Below are 16,286 nucleotides of genomic sequence, written 5' to 3' on the forward strand. Positions count from 1 at the left end.
CCCTCGCCGGTCACTCGGTGAGGGCGGCGTGCAGCGCGCTCGGCAGGTCCGGGTGGGTCCAGGTGAAGCCGGCCCGGCCGAGCACGCCGGGAAGGACCCGGGTGCTGGTGAGCGCCTCGTGGGCGAACCCGCCGAGGGCGACCTTCAGGGCCAGCGCGGGGATCGGCATCACCGCCGGCCGGTGCAGCTGGCGGGCCAGCTCCCGGGTGAACTCGGCGTTGGTGACCGGGGCCGGACCGACCACGTTGACCGGACCGGCGAGGTCGTCCCGGCCCAGCAGGAAGGTCACCCCGTCCAGCCAGTCCCGCAGCGAGATCCACGGCAGCCACTGCCGGCCGCTGCCCAGCTTGCCGCCGACGCCCAGCCGGAACGGCAGCAGCTGCGGCTTGAGCATGCCGCCGTCGCGGTGCAACGGCAGTCCGGTACGCAGCCGCACCACCCGGACACCGGCGTCCTCGGCCGGGCGGGTGGCGGCCTCCCAGACCCGGCAGACGTCGGCCAGGAAGCCCTCGCCCGCCGGCGAGTCCTCCTCGACCGTCCGGTCGCCGGTGTTGCCGTACCAGCCGACGGCGGAGGAGTTGAGCAGCACCGCGGGCCGGTCGGCGGCCGGCAGGCCGGCGATGGTGATCGCCAGGGTGGTGGTGCTGTCCACCCGGCTCGACCGGATCAGGCCCCGGTACGCGTCGTTCCAGCGCTTGTCGCCCACCCCGGCGCCGGCCAGGTTGACCACCGCGTCGGCGTCGGCGACGACCTGCGGGTCGAGCTGCGCGGCGGACGGGTTCCACTGCCGCTCGTCGGGGTTGCGCGGTGCGCGGCGGACCAGGCGGGTGACCTGGTGCCCGTCCGCGGTGAGCCGGTCGACCAGTCGGGTGCCGAGGAAGCCGGACACTCCGGCCATGAGGATCCGCATGTCCATATCTTCGGGTACGGATCCCGACTTGGATGCGTTGAGCGAAATCACTCACTCGTCGTTCGCGGCTCTTGCCGGTTGACCTTCCCGGCGCTACGAACCGGGCGGCGGCGTGAGGCGCGGTTCACTCCCCGGTCCGGCCGTCGATCGCCTCGCGCAGGACGTCGGCGTGCCCGAGGTGGCGGGCGTACTCGTCGGTCATGTGCGCGAGGATCCAGCGCAGCGAGTGCGTCCGCCCGGTGTGGGGGTGGCGGCCGACCGCGTCCAGCGGGCGCTCGGCGGCGATCCGCCGCGAGGCGGCCACCTCTGTGCGCCAGAGCGCGAAGGTCTCCGCGCCGGTGGCCTGGGCGACGTCGGTGAACGGGGCGTCCGGGTCGTCGGTGAGGTCGAACAGGTCGCCCGGGAAGGCGTCGGCGAGCACCGCCTGGAAGTACCAACGCTCCACCGTGGCCAGGTGCCGGACCAGGCCGATCAGCGACAGGCCGGAGGAGTGCACCGGGCGCAGGCGCAGTTGCGCGTCGGTGAGCCCGGCGCACTTGCGGACCAGGGCGTCCCGCTGGAAGTCGAGGAAGGTCTCCAGCAGGGTCCGTTCGTCCACGGTGGCCGGCAACGCGAACCGCTCGTCGATCACCTGTCGCATCGTACACGCGTTCGACGGCGGGTGGTTGACGCCGGCAATGTTGGAGGACGCTCATCCGACGCGCACGTTCCCGCGGGTCATCGGTGTGGTGGGGTCCTGCTACGCGCCGGCGGCGAGCCGGGGGAGAAGCGGGGCCAGCACGTCGACGGCGTCGGCGCGTACCACGAAGCGGGTGATCCCCCAGCGGCGCTGGTGCCGCGAGACCGCCGCGACGATCTCGTCGGCGGTGCCGATCAGCACGAACGGCGTGGCCAGCAGGTCGGCGACGCTCAGCCCGGTGTCGGCGGCGATCGAGGCGGCGGCGGCTTCGGCGTCGTCGGTCACGGTGACCTGCTGGATCAGGGCCTCCAGGGCGGGCGGTGTGTCCCGCCCGGCCGCGCCGGCCGCCACGTGCGCGAGCTGCGCCTCGATCTGGTCGACCCGCCAGCGCACGTCGTGGTTGTGGCCGTCGGCGAGGGTACGCCCGAAGCCGGTCAGCCCCACCACGTCGGCGTGCGCGCCGGCCCAGCGCAGCAGCGTCGAGTTGGCCGTACCCATGGTGAGCGGGACCCGGCCCTGCACGGGTCGCAGCTCGGTCAGCCGGGCGGCGTATGCGGCCAGCTCCGGGGTGTCCACCGTGACCTCGTTCCCGGCCAGCAGGTCGCGCACGGCCTCGGCGACCGCGACGCAGCGCCTTACCCGGGCGGCGACGTCGGGCCGTTCCCGCCCGACGGCCCGCCACTCGGCCGGGGTGTGCCCGGCGCCGAGGCCGAGCCGGGCCCGGCCGCCCGAGACCACGTCGAGGGTGGCCACGTCGGTGGCGAGCAGGATCGGCTCCCGCACGCCGGCGTTCGAGACGTAGGAGCCGAGACCGAGGGTCGAGGTCACCGCCGCCGCGGCGGCGAGGGCCACGAAGGGCGACGCGCCGTGGCCCGGGTGGTCGGAGGCCAGCAGCGCGTCGAAGCCGGCGGCCTCGACCCGGCGGGCCAGGTCGGTCCAGCCCGTCGCGTCGGTCGGCCGGGCCTGCACGGAGAAGATCACCATCGGCCCAGCATTCCCGGGATACGCTTGTCCCGGCCAGCCCGGACCCGCCGATTCTGCTGACCGGCGAATCCGGGCCGGGCGCGGGCTCAGCCGGCCGACTCGTGGACGGCGTCGAGGCGGGACAGGTCGTCGTCGGTGAGCCGCAGCGCGCCGGCCGCGACGTTCTGCTCCAGGTGCGCCGGGTTGCCGGTGCCGGGGATGGCGAGCACGTTCGGGCTCCGGTGCAGCGTCCAGGCCAGCCGCACCTGCGCCGGGGCCACCCCGTGCGCCCGGGCCACCGCGCGCACCTCGTCGTGCTCCTGGCCGCTCGCCCCGGCCTCCCGGCCGCTGGTGGCGAGGGAGAAGAACGGCACGAACGCGGTCCCGTGCGCGGCGCAGTCGCGGATCAGCGCGTCGTTGCTCCGCCGGTAGCCGAGGCCCCACGAGTTCTGCACGCAGACCACCGGGGCGATCGTGCGCGCCTCGGCGACCTGCTGCGGCGTCACGGCCGAGACGCCGAGGTGGCGGATCAGGCCGGCGTCGCGCAGCGCGGCGAGCGCGCCGAAGTGCTCGGCAAGCGGCTCCGGCCCGTACACCCGGAGGTTGACCACGTCGAGGTGGTCCCTGCCGAGCTGGCGCAGGTTCTCCTCGACCTGGCCGCGGAGCTGGTCCGGCCGGGCCATCGGCAGCCACTGGCCGGACGGGTCCTTGCCCGGCCCCACCTTGGTGGCGATGACCAGATCCGCCGGGTACGGCGACAGCGCCCGGTTGATCAGCTCGTTGGCCGAGCGCAGCGGCGAGAAGTAGAACGCGGCGGTGTCGATGTGGTTGACCCCCAGCTCGACCGCGCGGCGCAGCACCGCCACGGCCCGGTCCCGGTCGCTGGCGCTGCCGTCCGCGTTCGCGGTCAGCCGCATCGCGCCGAAGCCGATCCGGTTGACGGTGCGGTCGCCGAGCTGCCAGGTGCCGGCCGCGGCGGCGTCGACGGTGTCGATGGTCATGCGGTCTCCGTCCGTTCGAGAAGGTCCCCGTTCCCGGGAGGCGTCACGCCGAGCAGTTCCACGGGGTCGCCCGCCAGGTGGTTCAACGCGGCGACCAGTTTCCGTTCCTCGTAGGTGAAGTGCGACTCCAGCAACGCGGCCAGCCCGTCCAGCTCGGCCCGGACGGACCGGCCGTCGGCCGCCTCGGCGAGCAGGGCCTCGATCCGGCGCAGCAGGTCGGCGACGATCCGGTGGTCCGCGCTCAGCTCGGCCAGCACCGGGCGCAGCTCGGGCGCCTGATCGGCCAGCACCTGGAACGCGCCGCCGTCCTCGCCGGTGTGGTGCCGGTCCAGCGCCGCGCAGAAGCCGACGCAGTGCGCGCGCAGTTCCCGGGAGAGTGCGGCGCCGCCGCCGTCGGGGGAGTCGAGGCTCGCGCGGAGCCGGGTCAGCTCCTCGCGGAGCCAGTGGTGGATCTCGATCAACTGGGTGCCGAGGGCGGTCAGCCGGCCGCTCGGTGGGTGGGATGGGTGCACATGGTCCCCTGCTGTCCCGCGCCTCCATGCCCACGGCGGCCTTCGTGCCGGGTGCACCGCGACGCTGCCGAGCAGTCTAGGCGTCCCTCCGGCTCCGGCGGGGTCCCTGCGGGGGCGGTCTCCGTCACGGCGCGCGGGCTCACTCGCCCTCGTCGCGTTCGTGCGGTTCGTGCCAGCGGGCCCGATAGGCCGCCTCGTGCGCCTCGTGGCTGGTCCGCTCCTCGAAGACCAGTTTCCGCAACGCCCGCCGGCCCTCGTCGAAGACCACCACCTCGGCCGCCACCATGCCGACGGTGATGGTGGTCATCAGCGCGAGCGCGGCCAGGGCGGGCACGTGCTGCGCGACCGGCATGGTCACCGCGAGCAGCAGCACGGTGCCGACCCGGGTCCAGCTCAGGGTGCGCAGGGTGCGGAACTGGAAGAGCATGTTGCCGCAGATGTAGCAGATGACCCCGCCGAAGAGCAGCGGCACGCCGGGGCCGCCCGCCGACAGGTGCTGCGGCACGTGCGGGTCGGCGACCTGGTGCACGATCATCTCGGCGCCGAGCGCGAACAGGATGATGCCCGCGATCATCGGCAGGAACAGGTACGCGTAGGCGTCCCGGGCCATGGCGACGCGGGGGCCGTCCTGGGCGGCGTGCAGGGCGATCCGGGCGGCGGGCCCGATCATGTCGTAGTGCGCCCACCAGAGCGCCGCGGTGAAGAAGATGCCGAGCACGGCCGCCGCCACGGCCGGCCAGGTCGGCGGCTGGCCGAGCAGGTTGCTGCCGACGCCGACGGAGATGACCGACTCGCCCAGCGCGATGATCAGGATGAGGTCGTACCGCTCGGTCCAGTGCTCGGCCGAGGCGACGCCCCAGCCCCAGGTTCCGGCGATGATGCCGGTGGTGTACTGGAGCAGTACGACGGTCGCCCAGAGCCCGTCGCGGACCGCCGCCGCCGAGAAGAGGTCGTCGATCTTCGGCGGGATCAGGGCGGCGATGCCCAGCAGCAGGGTGCTGCCCACCACCTCCGGGGCGAACCGGAGGAGCTGCCGGCGCTCGTTGGGGCTGTCCCGCACGGCGTGCAGGTAGAGCAGCAGGTGCACCAGCCGGATGACGGTGTAGCTCACCGCCGCGACGATCGGCCCGGCCGCGTTGCCACGCGGGTCCCGGAACGCGTTCGGCAGGGACAGGGCGAAGGTGAACAGCGCGGCCATGCCCACCGTCATGAGCACCGGGACGAAGCCCTCGCCGAGCCGGATCCGGGTGGCCACCACGCTGTGCACCACCCACGACCACCAGAGCACGGCGAGGACCAGCAGCGCGTGCAGCAGCGCGCCGCCGCTGACCTGGAGCGCGGTGGCCCGGGTGATGATGAAGAACGAGAAGACGAAGACCAGGTCGAAGAAGACCTCGAACCGGTCCACCCGGGCCCCGGGCGCCACCGGCACCGCCGGCCCGAGGCGTCTCCGCCTCCCGTTGCCGCCCACCGACCGAGTCTGTCAGCGCCCGGTCGGCCGCGGGCCGGAATCGGGTCAGGCCGGGCGGTGGCGCAGGCCGTCCATCAACAGGTCGAGCAGGCGGCCGGCCTGCGCGCGCTGGTCGGGCTCGCCGGCCACCAGGGAGACGCCGCTCAGCCCGGCGAGCACGTCGGCGGCGGCCACGTCGGCGCGTACGGTGCCGGCGGCGACGCCGGCCGCCAGCAGGTCGCCCAGCGCGGCGAGCAGCCGGTCCCGGCTGTGCGCGTACGGGTTGGCGCCGGAGGCGATGGCAAGCCGCAACGCGTCGGCCATGCCCCGCTTGGTGGCGAGGTAGTCGACGAACCGGTCCATCCAGGCCCGGACCGCCGCCTCGGCGGGCAGCGTCGCGAGCAGTTCCGGCACGGCGTCACAGAGCTTGGCCAGCTCGTTGCGGTAGGCCGCCTCGATCAGCGCCTCGCGGGTGGGGAAGTGGCGGTAGAGGGTGCCGATGCCGACCCCGGCCTCCTTGGCGATGCGGTCCAGCGTTACCTCCGCGCCGGCCTGGGAAAACGTGCGTACCGCAGCGTCCAGCAGTCGTTGCCGGTTGCGCAGCGCATCGGCGCGCAGCGGTCGGTCGGGCACGGCTCCTCCTCGGCTCGACCGGAGGGCACGTCCGGCCGGACTGGCAACCGGAGGATCCTCCGGTTAGGCTCGGTCGTAACGGAGGATCCTCCGCTTCTCATCGTAGCGGCCGGCCGACCGGTCCGCGCCGCCGCCGACAAGGATGGATCATGACCACAAGTACACCCGTCAGCACCCCGTTCTCCCGCGAGACCACCGCCCTGGAGGTGGTCCGCGACCTCGACCTGACCGGCCGGCGGGCCGTCGTCACCGGCGGCGCCTCCGGGATCGGCGTCGAGACCGCCCGCGCGCTCGCCGCCGCCGGGGCCGACGTCACCCTCGCGGTCCGCAACCCCGAGGCCGGGCAGCGCGCCGCCGCCGACATCACGGACACCACCGGCAACGACCGGATCCTGGTCGCCCCGCTCGACCTGGCCGACCTCGGCTCGGTGGCCGCCTTCGTCCGCACCTGGGACGGGCCGCTGCACATGCTGGTCAACAACGCCGGCATCATGGCCTCGCCCGAGATGCGCACCGAGCAGGGCTGGGAGATGCAGTTCGCGACCAACCACCTCGGGCACTTCGCCCTGGCCACCGGGCTGCGCCCGGCGCTGGCCGCGGCCGGGGGCGCGCGGATCGTCTCGGTCAGCTCGGCGGCCCACCTGCGCTCGCCGGTGGTGTTCTCCGACATCCACTTCCGGCAGCGGCCGTACGACCCGTGGGAGGCGTACGGGCAGTCCAAGACCGCGAACGTGCTCTTCGCGGTGGACGCCACCCGGCGCTGGGCCGACGACGGGATCTTCACCAACGCGCTGATGCCGGGCGCGATCCGGACCAACCTCCAGCGCTACATCAGCGAGGAGGAACTGGACCGGATGCGTACGCAGAGCGGCGGCGGCGCGGCGTACTGGAAGACGACCGAGCAGGGCGCGGCCACCTCGGTGCTGGTCGCCGCCTCGCCGCTGGTCGCGGGGGTTGGCGGCCGGTACTTCGAGGACTGCCAGGAGGCCGGGCCGAACCAGCCCGGCACCCGCACCGGCTACGCCCCGTACGCCCGGGACCCGGAGGCCGCCGAGCGGCTCTGGGAGGTCTCCGAGGAGCACCTGCGCGGCTGACCCGGAAACGACGAGAGGGGCGCGCGGCATCCGCCGCGCGCCCCTCTCCCGTCAGGGGGTCAGAGCCCCAGTTCGGCCTCGAAGTTGCCGGCCTCCAGCCGCTCCTTCACCGCGACGAGGAAGCGGGCCGCGTCCGCGCCGTCGATCAGCCGGTGGTCGTACGACATGGCCAGGTAGACCATCGACCGGACCGCGACGACCTCGCCCAGCTCCGGGTCGTTGACCACGACCGGGCGCTTGACCACGGCACCGGTGCCGAGCATCGCCGACTGCGGCGACGGCACGATCGGGGTGTCGAAGAGCGCGCCCCGGCTGCCGGTGTTGGTCAGCGTGAAGGTCGCACCGGCGAGCTCGTCCGGGCTGATCTTGTTGGTCCGGGTGCGCTCGGCGAGGTCGGCGACCCGCTTGGCGATCCCGCCCAGGTTGAGGTCACCGGCGTTGTGGATGACCGGCACCAGCAGGCCCCGCTCGGTGTCCACGGCGATGCCGAGGTGCTCCGCGTCCGGGTAGGTGATCGTCCCGCCCTCAAGGTCCAGCTGGGCGTTGACGATCGGGTAGGACTGGAGCGCCTCGACGGCGGCGAGGGCGAAGAACGGCAGGAAGGACAGCTTCACGCCGTGCCGCTGCTGGAAGGAGTCCTTGGCCTGGGCCCGCAGCTTGGCGATCCGGGTGACGTCCACCTCGATCACCGTGGTCAGCTGCGCCATCTCGTGCAGCGACTCGTGCATCCGGTTGGCGATGGCCTTGCGGATCCGGGGCAGCTTCTCGACGGTGCCCCGCTTGCTGCTCGGCTGCGGCTTCGCGGCCGGCTTGGCCGGGGCCGCCGCGGCGGCCGGAGCCGGCTGCGCGGCCGGCGCGGCCTGGGCGGCCTTCGCCTTCTCGGCCGCGTCCAGCACGTCCTGCTTGCGGATCCGCCCGCCGACGCCGGTGCCGTTGACCGAGGAGAGGTTCACGCCGTGCTCGGCGGCCAGCTTGCGGACCAGCGGGGTCACGTAGCCGGCGCCCTCCTCGCCACCGGCCTGGGCCGGGACGGTCGGCCGCTGCGGCGTGGTGGTCGGCGCGGCCGGCTGGGCGGCCTGCTCGACCTTGGCCGGCTGCGCGGCCTGCTCCGCCTCGGCGGCCGGCTCGTTGTAGGACACGCCCGGGGTCGGCTCCTCGACCGTGGGCTTCGGCTTCGGCTCCGGCTTCGGCTCCGGCTTCGGCTCGGGCTTCGCCTCGGCCTTGGGCTGGGGCTTCGGCTCCGGCTTCGCCGCCGGCGCGGCGCCGGCCGCGCCCACGATCGCCAGGACGCCGCCGACCTCGGCGGTCTCGTCCTCGGCGACCTTGATCTCCAGCACGGTGCCGGCGACCGGCGACGGGATCTCGGTGTCGACCTTGTCGGTGGAGACCTCCAGCAGCGGCTCGTCCACCTCGACGGTCTCGCCGACCTGCTTGAGCCAGCGGGTCACCGTGCCCTCGGTGACGCTCTCGCCCAGGGCCGGCATCGTGACCGGGGTGCCCTCGCCCGACGGCGCGGCGGCCGGGGCGGGCTCCTCGACGGCCGGCTGCTCCGCCTCGGCCTGCGGCTCGGCGGCGGCCTGCTCGGCCTGCTCCGCCGGGGCCTCCTGCTGCGGGGCGGCCCCGCCGGCCTCCTCGCCCTCACCGGCGATGACCGCCAGCTCGCTGCCGACCTCGGCGGTCTCGTCCTCGCCGACCACGATCCGGCTCAGCACGCCCGCCGCGGGGGACGGGATCTCGGTGTCCACCTTGTCGGTGGACACCTCGAGCAGCGGCTCGTCGACCTCGACGGTGTCGCCCTCCTGCTTGAGCCAGCGCGTGACGGTGCCCTCGGTGACGCTCTCGCCGAGCCGGGGCATGGTGACCGATACCGGCATGTTCTCCAGACTCCTTCATTCCCCTGGTGGGATCATCGCCCGTCGCCGGACGCCGCGGTTGTCGTGTCAGGCGTGCGCGTGCAGCGGCTTGCCGGCCAGGGCCAGGTGCGCCTCGCCCAGGGCCTCGTTCTGCGTCGGGTGGGCGTGCACGAGCTGCGCCACCTCGGCCGGGTACGCCTCCCAGTTGTAGATGAGCTGCGCCTCGCCGATCAGCTCGCCGACCCGGGCGCCGACCATGTGCACGCCGACCACCGGGCCGTCCTCGACCCGGACCAGCTTCACGTGGCCGGCGGTCTTGAGGATCTGGCTCTTGCCGTTGCCGCCCAGGTTGTAGTTGTAGGTCTTGATCTTGTCGGCGCCGTACTGCTCCTTGGCCTTCGCCTCGGTCAGGCCGACCGACGCCAGCTCCGGGTCGCAGTAGGTGACCCGCGGGATGCCGGCCTCGTCGATCACGGCCGGGTTCTTGCCGGCGATCTCCTCGGCGACGAAAATGCCCTGCTGGAAGCCACGGTGGGCGAGCTGGAGGCCGGGCACGATGTCGCCGACCGCGTAGACGTTCGGCACGCTGGTGCGCAGCCGCTCGTCGGTCAGCACGTAACCGCGGTCCATCTTGACGCCCTGCTCCTCGTAGCCGAGGTTGGCGGTGGTCGGGCCGCGGCCGACGGCGACGAGCAGCAGCTCCGCCTCGACCGTGTCGCCGCCCTGGATGGTCAGCTTGACGCCGTTCTCGGTCTTCTCGACCTTCTCGAACGGCTTGCCGACCTTGAAGTTGATCTTCCGCTTGCGGAACGCCCGCTCCAGCGCCTTCGAGGACTCCTCGTCCTCGGCCGCGACCAGGCGGGGCAGCGCCTCGACGATGGTCACGTCCACGCCGAAGGACTTCCAGACGCTGGCGAACTCGACGCCGATCACACCGCCGCCCAGCACGATCGCCGAGGAGGGGACCCGGTCCAGGGTCAGCGCGTGGTCGCTCGTGATGATCCGCTCGCCGTCGATCTCCAGGCCGGGCAGGCTCTTCGCGTACGAGCCGGAGGCCAGGATGATGTTGCGGCCGGTGTAGCGCTTGCCGTCGACCTCGACGACGTTCTTCCCGACCAGCTTGCCGGCGCCCGCCACGAAGGTGATCTTCTTGGCGCCGCCCACCAGGCCCTGGAGGCCCTTGTAGAGGCGGGAGACGACGCCGTCCTTGTACGAGTTGACCGCCGCCATGTCGATGCCGACCAGCTCGGCCTTGACGCCGAACTGCTCCGACTCGCGGGTCTGGTCGGCGATCTCGGCGGCGTGCAGGAGCGCCTTGGTCGGGATGCAGCCGTTGTGCAGGCAGGTGCCCCCGAGCTTGCCCTTCTCGATCAGGGCGACGGAGAGGTCCAGCTGGGCGGCACGCAGCGCCGCCGCGTAGCCGCCGCTACCACCTCCGAGGATGACGATGTCGAAGGTTGCGTCGTTCGGCTCGCTCACGTCCAACTCCCAGGTCGCGTCGCTGCATCGGGGGTTACGGGGGAGTAACAGGCACACCCCACCTCGGTCATCTTGTCACCACCGGGGACGGTGCGCGTAGTGAGGTGCCCAACGACACGTCGGTGGCACGTACGCTTGGCACCGTCTTCGATGACCGACGGGGGAGGAGTGGGTTCGGTGGGGCTGTTCCGACGACGCAAGCGGGTGGGCGCGGTGAGCCGCGACCGCGCCGCGGACCGCGCCGATCTGGATCACCTGGAGAGCTTCGTCCGCACCCGGCGGGGCGTCGAGGCGTACCTGGAACCCCGGACCACGGTCACCGAGACCACGGTCATGCTGATCGCCGACGACGGCGAGTGGACCCGGCGGCGGGTCGGCGGTCCGGAGGAGGCCCGCCGGTTCGCGCACCGGCTCGCCATCCCGATCTACGACGTCCGGCTGATGGGCTACCCGCAGCGGATGCGCGACTACAACGAGCGCCGCAAGCGCCGCCCCGAGCTGTTCTGATCCGGACACGCGGACGAGGCGCCCCCCCCCGGGTGAGGGGAGCGCCCCGTCGCGGCGCGGTGGACGCGTCAGCCGTTGGCGGCGACGTCGTCGACCAGGTGCAGCAGCGTACGCACAGGGACGCCGGTGCCGCCCTTGGTCCAGTAGCCGGTGGCCTCGCCCGAGTGGTAGCCGGGGCCGGCGATGTCGATGTGCGCCCAGGCCACGTCGTCGGTGACGAACTCCCGCAGGAAGACGCCGCCCTGGAGCATGTGGCCCGCCCGGTCCATGCCGGCGTTGACCTGCGAGATGTCGGCGACGTCGGAGTCCATGCCCTTGCGCACGTCGTCCGGCAGCGGCATCGGCCAGGCCGGCTCGCCGGTGGCGTCACCCGCGGCGCGGACCCGCTCGCACAGCTCCGGGGTGCCCATCACGCCGGCGATCTTCTTGCCCAGCGCGATCACCTGGCCGCCGGTCAGGGTGGAGGTCTCGAAGAGGTAGTCGGCGCCGTCCTCGCAGGCCCGGGCGATGGCGTCGGCCAGGATCATCCGGCCCTCGGCGTCGGTGTTGAGCACCTCGACCCGCTTGCCGCTGTACATGGTGATCACGTCGCCCGGCCGGTAGCTGGTGCCCGACGGCATGTTCTCCGCCATCGGCAGGTAGCCGGTGACCGCGACGGACGGCTTGAGCGCCGCGACCGCCAGCATGGCCGCGCCGACCGCGGCCGCGCCCGCCATGTCGGACTTCATCTCCCACATGCCCTGGGCCGGCTTGATCGAGATGCCGCCGGTGTCGAAGGTGATGCCCTTGCCGACCAGCGCCACGCGCTTGCCGTTGCCGCCACCCTCCGGGGTGTAGGTCAGCTTGACCAGCCGCGGCGGGGCCTCCGAGCCCTGGCCGACGGCGAGGATGCCGCCGTAGCCGCCGGCGGCCAGCGCCGCCTCGTCGAGCACCTCGACGCCGAGCCCGGCCTCCCGGGCGGCGGTGGCCACGGCGTCGGCGAACGACGGCGGACGCAGCTCGTTCGGGGCGGTGTTGACCCAGTCCCGGCTGGTCAGCACCGCACCGGCCACCGCCTGCGCGCGGGTGACCTCGGCCTGGGCGGTCGCGTCCGCCGCGTCCGGCACGGCGACCAGCACCTCGGCCACCGGCGCGCGCCGGGCCGGCTGCGGCTTGGTCTTGTAGCCGGCGAACCGGTAGCCGCCGAGCAGCGCGCCCTCGCTGACCGCGCGCAGCGCGGCCGGGGCGTCGGCGTCGTCGGGCAGCGGCAGGGCGAGCGCGACGCGGGCGGAGCCGGCCAGGGCCCGTACCGCGGCGCCGGCGGCCCGGCGCAGGGTCTCCGGGGCCGGGGCGGCGCCGGACGGCTCGGGGCCGAGCCCGACGGCGGCGACCACCGGGGCGGTGACCGTGCCCAGCGTGGCCAGCTTGATCACCTCGCCGGGGCCGCCGGTCGCGCCGAGCAGGGCCAGCGTCTCGGTCAGCTTGCCGTCGAACGCGGCGGCGATGCTTTCCGCGCCGCTGGCCAGCAGCAGGGCGCCGGCGGGTGAGCCGGACTCCTGCTCGGCGGTCTGGCTGTGCACGCCGATCACGATCGCGTCGACGGCGAGTTCGGCGGGGTCGGTGTCGACCAGGCTGAGGGTGGTGCGGGGCGATGTCACGAAAGCTACTCCGGGCGGGCCGGGCCGGCCGCGGCGTCGCGGGCCGGCGATGAAGGTCTCCGGCGGCGAACCTACCCGCCGGACGCGTGGCTGTCCCGCCGACAGGTGCAGCGGGACGTCCCGTCCGCGGCCGATGGCGCGCAGGCGGGGTCCCGCCGATGCTAACCAGCGGGTCACGGGCCGGTAAGTTCGCACCCATGACCGAGGTGACCTCCGACGCCGCCGCGACCCGGCTGCGCCGTTCCCCGCTGCACGAGCGACACACCGCGCTCGGCGCGAAGTTCGCCCCCTTCGGGGGATGGGAGATGCCGCTCGAGTACGCCGGCGGCGGCGTGCTCAAGGAGCACACGGCGGTGCGTACCGGGGTGGGCGTCTTCGACGTCTCGCACCTCGGCAAGGCCCGGATCACCGGGCCGGGCGCCGCGGACTTCGTCAACTCCTGCCTGTCCAACGACCTCGGCCGGATCGCGCCCGGCAAGGCCCAGTACACGCTCTGCTGCGACGACGCCACCGGCGGCGTGGTGGACGACATCATCGCCTACCTGCACGCCGAGGACCACGTCTTCCTGGTGCCGAACGCGGCGAACACCGCCGAGGTGGTCCGCCGGTTGCGCGCCGCGGCGCCCGACGGCGTGGCCGTCACCGACGAGCACGAGGCGTACGCGGTGCTCGCCGTCCAGGGGCCGCGCTCGGCCGAGCTGCTGGGCGCGCTCGACCTGCCCACGGAGCACGACTACATGAGCTTCTCGACCGCCTCCCTGGACGGGGTCGAGCTGACCGTCTGCCGCACCGGCTACACGGGCGAGCTCGGCTACGAGCTGGTCGTGCCGGCCGGTGACGCGCTCGCCGTCTGGGACGCGCTGTTCGCCGCCGGCGAGGCGTACGAGCTGCGCGCCTGCGGCCTGGCCGCGCGGGACACGCTGCGCACCGAGATGGGGTACCCGCTGCACGGGCAGGACCTCTCCCTGGACATCACCCCGGTGCAGGCCCGCTCCGGCTGGGCGGTCGGCTGGGACAAGCCGGCCTTCTGGGGGCGCGACGTGCTGCGGGCCGAGAAGGCCGCCGGCCCCGCCCGTACGCTGCGCGGCCTGGAGGCGGTCGACCGGGCCATCCCGCGCCCCGGCATGGCCGTCTACGCCGGCGACAAGCAGGTCGGCACCGTCACCAGCGGCACCTTCAGCCCCACGAAGAAGCAGGGCATCGCCCTGGCCCTGATCGACACCGACCCGAAGCTCCCCGACGGCGAGACCCTGGAGGTCGACATCCGCGGCCGCCGCGCCCAGATGCGCCTGACCCGCCCACCCTTCGTGGAACCCTCCGTCCGCTGACCACGGCACGCGCGTCGATCATGAAGTTGGCGGCACTCCGAGAGGCCGACATCCCCGCCAACTTCATGATCGACCGCTGCTAGCGGGTGGAGGTCACCCCGGTCGGGGTGTAGTGGCGCATCTCCTCGATGTCGTCGACGTAGGGGCGGATCTCGCGGAAGAAGGCGGGGAAGTGCGGGCCGGTGCGGAAGCGCCGGAGGTGGTCCTCGGCCGACGTCCAACGGATCCGCAGGACGTACGCGGCCGGGTCCTCGACGCAGCGGCTCAGCTCGTAGCCCAGGCACTCGGGCGCGGCGTCCAGCGCCTTCGCCGCCCGGGCATACGCCGGGACGAACTCCGCCTGCCGCTCGACCGGTACCCGGTACCTGATGTACTCGACGATCATGCTCCCCAGCCCACACCCGGGCCGACGCATGCTCAAGTACGCACTTTCCGGTGAGTAGGGGGATCGCGTGCCCAGGCGCTACCACTGTGCGGTCGAGGTGGCCGTCGACGTGATCGGCGGCCGGTGGCGGCCGGTGATCCTCGCCCACCTCAAGGAGGGCGTGCACCGCTACGGCGAGCTGCGCCGCCGGATGCCCGACGTCAGCGAGAAGATGCTCGTCCAGCGGCTGCGCGAGCTGGAGGCGGAGGGCCTGGTCGCCCGGCACGACCTCGGCACCCCGAAGGCCCCGCACGTCGAGTACCACCTCACCGCGGAGGGGCACAGTCTCGTCCCGGTGCTGGCGGCGCTGCACGCCTGGGGCCTGGCCCGGGCCGCGAGGACCGGCACCCCGATCGAGCCCTGACGTTCTCATTCAGCACGTGCAGCTGCTGGAGGATGTACCGGTAGCGCTCCAGCTGCGCGCCCTTGGCGACGGCGTCCGGGACGGCGGCGGGCCGGCGGGTCGGCCAGCGGGCGGCGCCGCCGCGGTCAGTCGGTGCTCGGGGGCTCGCCGGCGTCGAGGACCGCCTGGGTCCAGCCGCCCTCGATGACGCCGGTGCCGTCGAGGACGGCCCAGTCGACGACGTCGGCGGCCTCCACCACCACGGGGGCGCCGATCCGGACCGTCGGGTCTCCGGCGGCGTCGCTGGCGCTCGCGCCGACGATCCGCTCCGGGGTGTCCCACGAGGTCACCCCGGCCCAGACGTACTCGGGTCCGTCGTCGCCGGGCAGGCCGTACTTGACCACGAGCTGGCTCTCGGCGGGCAGCAGGCCGGCGAGGAAGCGGGCCCGGATGTCGTCCAGCGCGGCCCGGGCGGTGGCGATGGCCCGGCTCATGGCGTCGCCGGAGCGGGCGTACCGGACGTCGGGCTGGATGCCGTTGAACAGGGTCGCGCAGGCGGCGGCGAAGTAGCGGCCGGGCGGGCCCGGGTGCCCGGGCGGCGGGTTGAGGGTGAGGAACGAGTCGGCGTCCGGGTCGGTCGCCGGGTCCAGCTCCAGCCGCAGCAGCACCGGCGCCGTCGCGCCGTGCTGCTCCGGATTGCCGTACGCCACCGCGATGTCGTGCCCGGTCACCGTGGCCAGCACCGGCAGCTGCACGAAGGCCGGCACCTCCTCGCCGGCCAGCCCCTCGGTCCAGTCCCGCAGCAGCCGCCGGGCGGCCCCGGTCATCACCGCGCCCCACGCCCGGGTGAGGTGGTCCGGCACGCCCTGGGCCTGGAGCTCCAGCAGGCCGAAGCGGCGCAGCCCCTTCGTGGTGAACCAGAGCCCGTCGGCGTCCGACGAGTACGGCACCAGCACCCAGTCGACCAGCCGGATCCGGCCCTGCTCGTCGGGGAGCGACCGCAACGCGGTCGCCGGGTCGAGGAACTGGAGCCCGAAGACGTCCACGACGTCCCCGTCGACCGTTTCGGCGACCGCCGCGGCCACCGCCCGGGCCGCCCACTCGTGCGCCGGCGGCCAGCCCGGCCGGTACTCGGCCTGCACCACCACGAGGTGGGTGGCGGCGGCCAGCCGGGCCAGTTGCGGCTCGGTCGCCCCGAACGCGGTGAGCAGGTCCGGCGGCAGCTCGGGGAACTCGCTGACCGGCCGGGTGTCCACGGTCATCAGCGGGCTGTCCAGCATCTGCCGGGCCAGCCCGTGCACCGGCTCGGCGAGCCGGCCGGCGAGCCCCTCCACCGCGGTCTTCGGGCTCACCTTCGGCAGCCCGACGATGGGCACCAGGTAGGTCGCGTCCAGCGACTCGGGCACCGGTACGGGCAGGAAGTCGTCCGTGATGAGCATGCCGTCCCCCTCGACCACGCCGGTGCACCTCGCC

16 protein-coding genes are annotated in these 16,286 nt (G+C 73.8%); 4 read left to right on the plus strand and 12 right to left on the minus strand.

The annotated features are described in order from the left end of the window. Nucleotides 1-10: 10 nt before the first annotated feature. From IEY96_RS12750 to IEY96_RS12780, 7 genes are all read right to left on the minus strand, one after another. Nucleotides 11-910 (minus strand): TIGR01777 family oxidoreductase, encoded by a 900-nt coding sequence (locus tag IEY96_RS12750; RefSeq protein WP_189195028.1) that lies wholly within the window; start codon nt 908-910, stop codon nt 11-13. Between the two features lie 124 nt (nt 911-1,034). After that, entirely contained in the window at nt 1,035-1,541 is a 507-nt protein-coding gene (locus IEY96_RS12755) for a DinB family protein (protein WP_229791566.1), read from the minus strand. A 108-nt stretch (nt 1,542-1,649) separates the two neighbouring features. Then, the gene (locus tag IEY96_RS12760; protein ID WP_189195030.1) at nt 1,650-2,573 is read right to left on the minus strand and encodes an LLM class flavin-dependent oxidoreductase; all 924 of its coding nucleotides are present in this window, start codon (nt 2,571-2,573) and stop codon (nt 1,650-1,652) included. A gap of 86 nt (nt 2,574-2,659) precedes the next feature. Beyond that, nucleotides 2,660-3,553: an oxidoreductase gene (locus tag IEY96_RS12765; protein ID WP_189195031.1), complete on the minus strand. Its 894-nt coding sequence runs from the start codon at nt 3,551-3,553 to the stop codon at nt 2,660-2,662. Continuing rightward, nucleotides 3,550-4,065 carry a hemerythrin domain-containing protein gene (locus IEY96_RS12770; protein WP_229791567.1) on the minus strand — a complete coding sequence of 172 codons (516 nt, stop codon included), beginning with the start codon at nt 4,063-4,065 and terminating at the stop codon, nt 3,550-3,552. The genes IEY96_RS12765 and IEY96_RS12770 overlap by 4 nt, the downstream gene beginning before the upstream one ends. Before the next feature lie 139 nt (nt 4,066-4,204). Then, nucleotides 4,205-5,536, minus strand: a complete 1,332-nt coding sequence (locus tag IEY96_RS12775) for a low temperature requirement protein A (protein ID WP_189195032.1) — start codon at nt 5,534-5,536, stop codon at nt 4,205-4,207. A gap of 45 nt (nt 5,537-5,581) precedes the next feature. Next, entirely contained in the window at nt 5,582-6,148 is a 567-nt protein-coding gene (locus tag IEY96_RS12780; protein ID WP_189195033.1) for a TetR/AcrR family transcriptional regulator, read from the minus strand. A 149-nt stretch (nt 6,149-6,297) separates the two neighbouring features. Between IEY96_RS12780 and IEY96_RS12785 the strand changes: the two genes are divergently transcribed. Further along, nucleotides 6,298-7,242, plus strand: a complete 945-nt coding sequence (locus IEY96_RS12785) for an SDR family NAD(P)-dependent oxidoreductase (RefSeq protein ID WP_189195034.1) — start codon at nt 6,298-6,300, stop codon at nt 7,240-7,242. 59 nt (nt 7,243-7,301) lie between these two features. Here IEY96_RS12785 and sucB read toward each other — a convergent pair whose 3' ends face one another. Continuing rightward, entirely contained in the window at nt 7,302-9,116 is a 1,815-nt protein-coding gene (gene sucB / locus IEY96_RS12790) for a 2-oxoglutarate dehydrogenase, E2 component, dihydrolipoamide succinyltransferase (RefSeq protein WP_189195035.1), read from the minus strand. Between the two features lie 66 nt (nt 9,117-9,182). Beyond that, complete coding sequence (gene lpdA, locus IEY96_RS12795) at nt 9,183-10,574, minus strand: dihydrolipoyl dehydrogenase (RefSeq protein WP_189195036.1); 1,392 nt, start codon at nt 10,572-10,574, stop codon at nt 9,183-9,185. Between the two features lie 177 nt (nt 10,575-10,751). On the opposite strand from lpdA, the gene IEY96_RS12800 reads away from it, so the two are divergent. Next, entirely contained in the window at nt 10,752-11,081 is a 330-nt protein-coding gene (locus tag IEY96_RS12800) for a hypothetical protein (RefSeq protein ID WP_189195037.1), read from the plus strand. A gap of 68 nt (nt 11,082-11,149) precedes the next feature. On the opposite strand, the gene IEY96_RS12805 is transcribed toward IEY96_RS12800, so the two are convergent. Next, entirely contained in the window at nt 11,150-12,718 is a 1,569-nt protein-coding gene (locus tag IEY96_RS12805; protein ID WP_189195038.1) for a leucyl aminopeptidase, read from the minus strand. A 197-nt stretch (nt 12,719-12,915) separates the two neighbouring features. Here IEY96_RS12805 and gcvT point away from each other — a divergent pair, with 197 nt between their 5' ends. Continuing rightward, the gene (gene gcvT, locus IEY96_RS12810) at nt 12,916-14,046 is read left to right on the plus strand and encodes a glycine cleavage system aminomethyltransferase GcvT (RefSeq protein WP_189195039.1); all 1,131 of its coding nucleotides are present in this window, start codon (nt 12,916-12,918) and stop codon (nt 14,044-14,046) included. Nucleotides 14,047-14,125: 79 nt separating this feature from the next. Here gcvT and IEY96_RS12815 read toward each other — a convergent pair whose 3' ends face one another. Further along, on the minus strand, nt 14,126-14,431 hold the full coding sequence (locus tag IEY96_RS12815; protein WP_189195040.1) for a putative quinol monooxygenase: 306 nt from the start codon (nt 14,429-14,431) through the stop codon (nt 14,126-14,128). A gap of 67 nt (nt 14,432-14,498) precedes the next feature. Between IEY96_RS12815 and IEY96_RS12820 the strand changes: the two genes are divergently transcribed. Continuing rightward, entirely contained in the window at nt 14,499-14,834 is a 336-nt protein-coding gene (locus IEY96_RS12820) for a winged helix-turn-helix transcriptional regulator (RefSeq protein ID WP_189195041.1), read from the plus strand. A gap of 125 nt (nt 14,835-14,959) precedes the next feature. On the opposite strand, the gene IEY96_RS12825 is transcribed toward IEY96_RS12820, so the two are convergent. Then, nucleotides 14,960-16,252, minus strand: coding sequence for a DUF2314 domain-containing protein (locus IEY96_RS12825; protein WP_189195272.1), 1,293 nt, complete (start codon nt 16,250-16,252; stop codon nt 14,960-14,962). Nucleotides 16,253-16,286 lie beyond the last annotated feature (34 nt).

Origin of the sequence: Micromonospora fulviviridis (genome assembly GCF_014648395.1) — a bacterium.
Taxonomy (GTDB): Bacteria; Actinomycetota; Actinomycetes; order Mycobacteriales; family Micromonosporaceae; genus Micromonospora; species Micromonospora fulviviridis.

Excerpts from the sequence above, each read along its gene's own strand:
- IEY96_RS12750 (WP_189195028.1), bottom strand. The coding sequence starts at position 910 with ATGCGGATCCTCATGGCCGGAGTGTCCGGCTTCCTCGGCACCCGACTG.
- IEY96_RS12760 (WP_189195030.1), bottom strand. The coding sequence starts at position 2,573 with ATGGTGATCTTCTCCGTGCAGGCCCGGCCGACCGACGCGACGGGCTGG.
- IEY96_RS12765 (WP_189195031.1), bottom strand. The coding sequence starts at position 3,553 with ATGACCATCGACACCGTCGACGCCGCCGCGGCCGGCACCTGGCAGCTC.
- IEY96_RS12785 (WP_189195034.1), top strand. The coding sequence starts at position 6,298 with ATGACCACAAGTACACCCGTCAGCACCCCGTTCTCCCGCGAGACCACC.
- sucB (WP_189195035.1), bottom strand. The coding sequence starts at position 9,116 with ATGCCGGTATCGGTCACCATGCCCCGGCTCGGCGAGAGCGTCACCGAG.
- gcvT (WP_189195039.1), top strand. The coding sequence starts at position 12,916 with ATGACCGAGGTGACCTCCGACGCCGCCGCGACCCGGCTGCGCCGTTCC.
- IEY96_RS12815 (WP_189195040.1), bottom strand. The coding sequence starts at position 14,431 with ATGATCGTCGAGTACATCAGGTACCGGGTACCGGTCGAGCGGCAGGCG.
- IEY96_RS12825 (WP_189195272.1), bottom strand. The coding sequence starts at position 16,252 with ATGCTCATCACGGACGACTTCCTGCCCGTACCGGTGCCCGAGTCGCTG.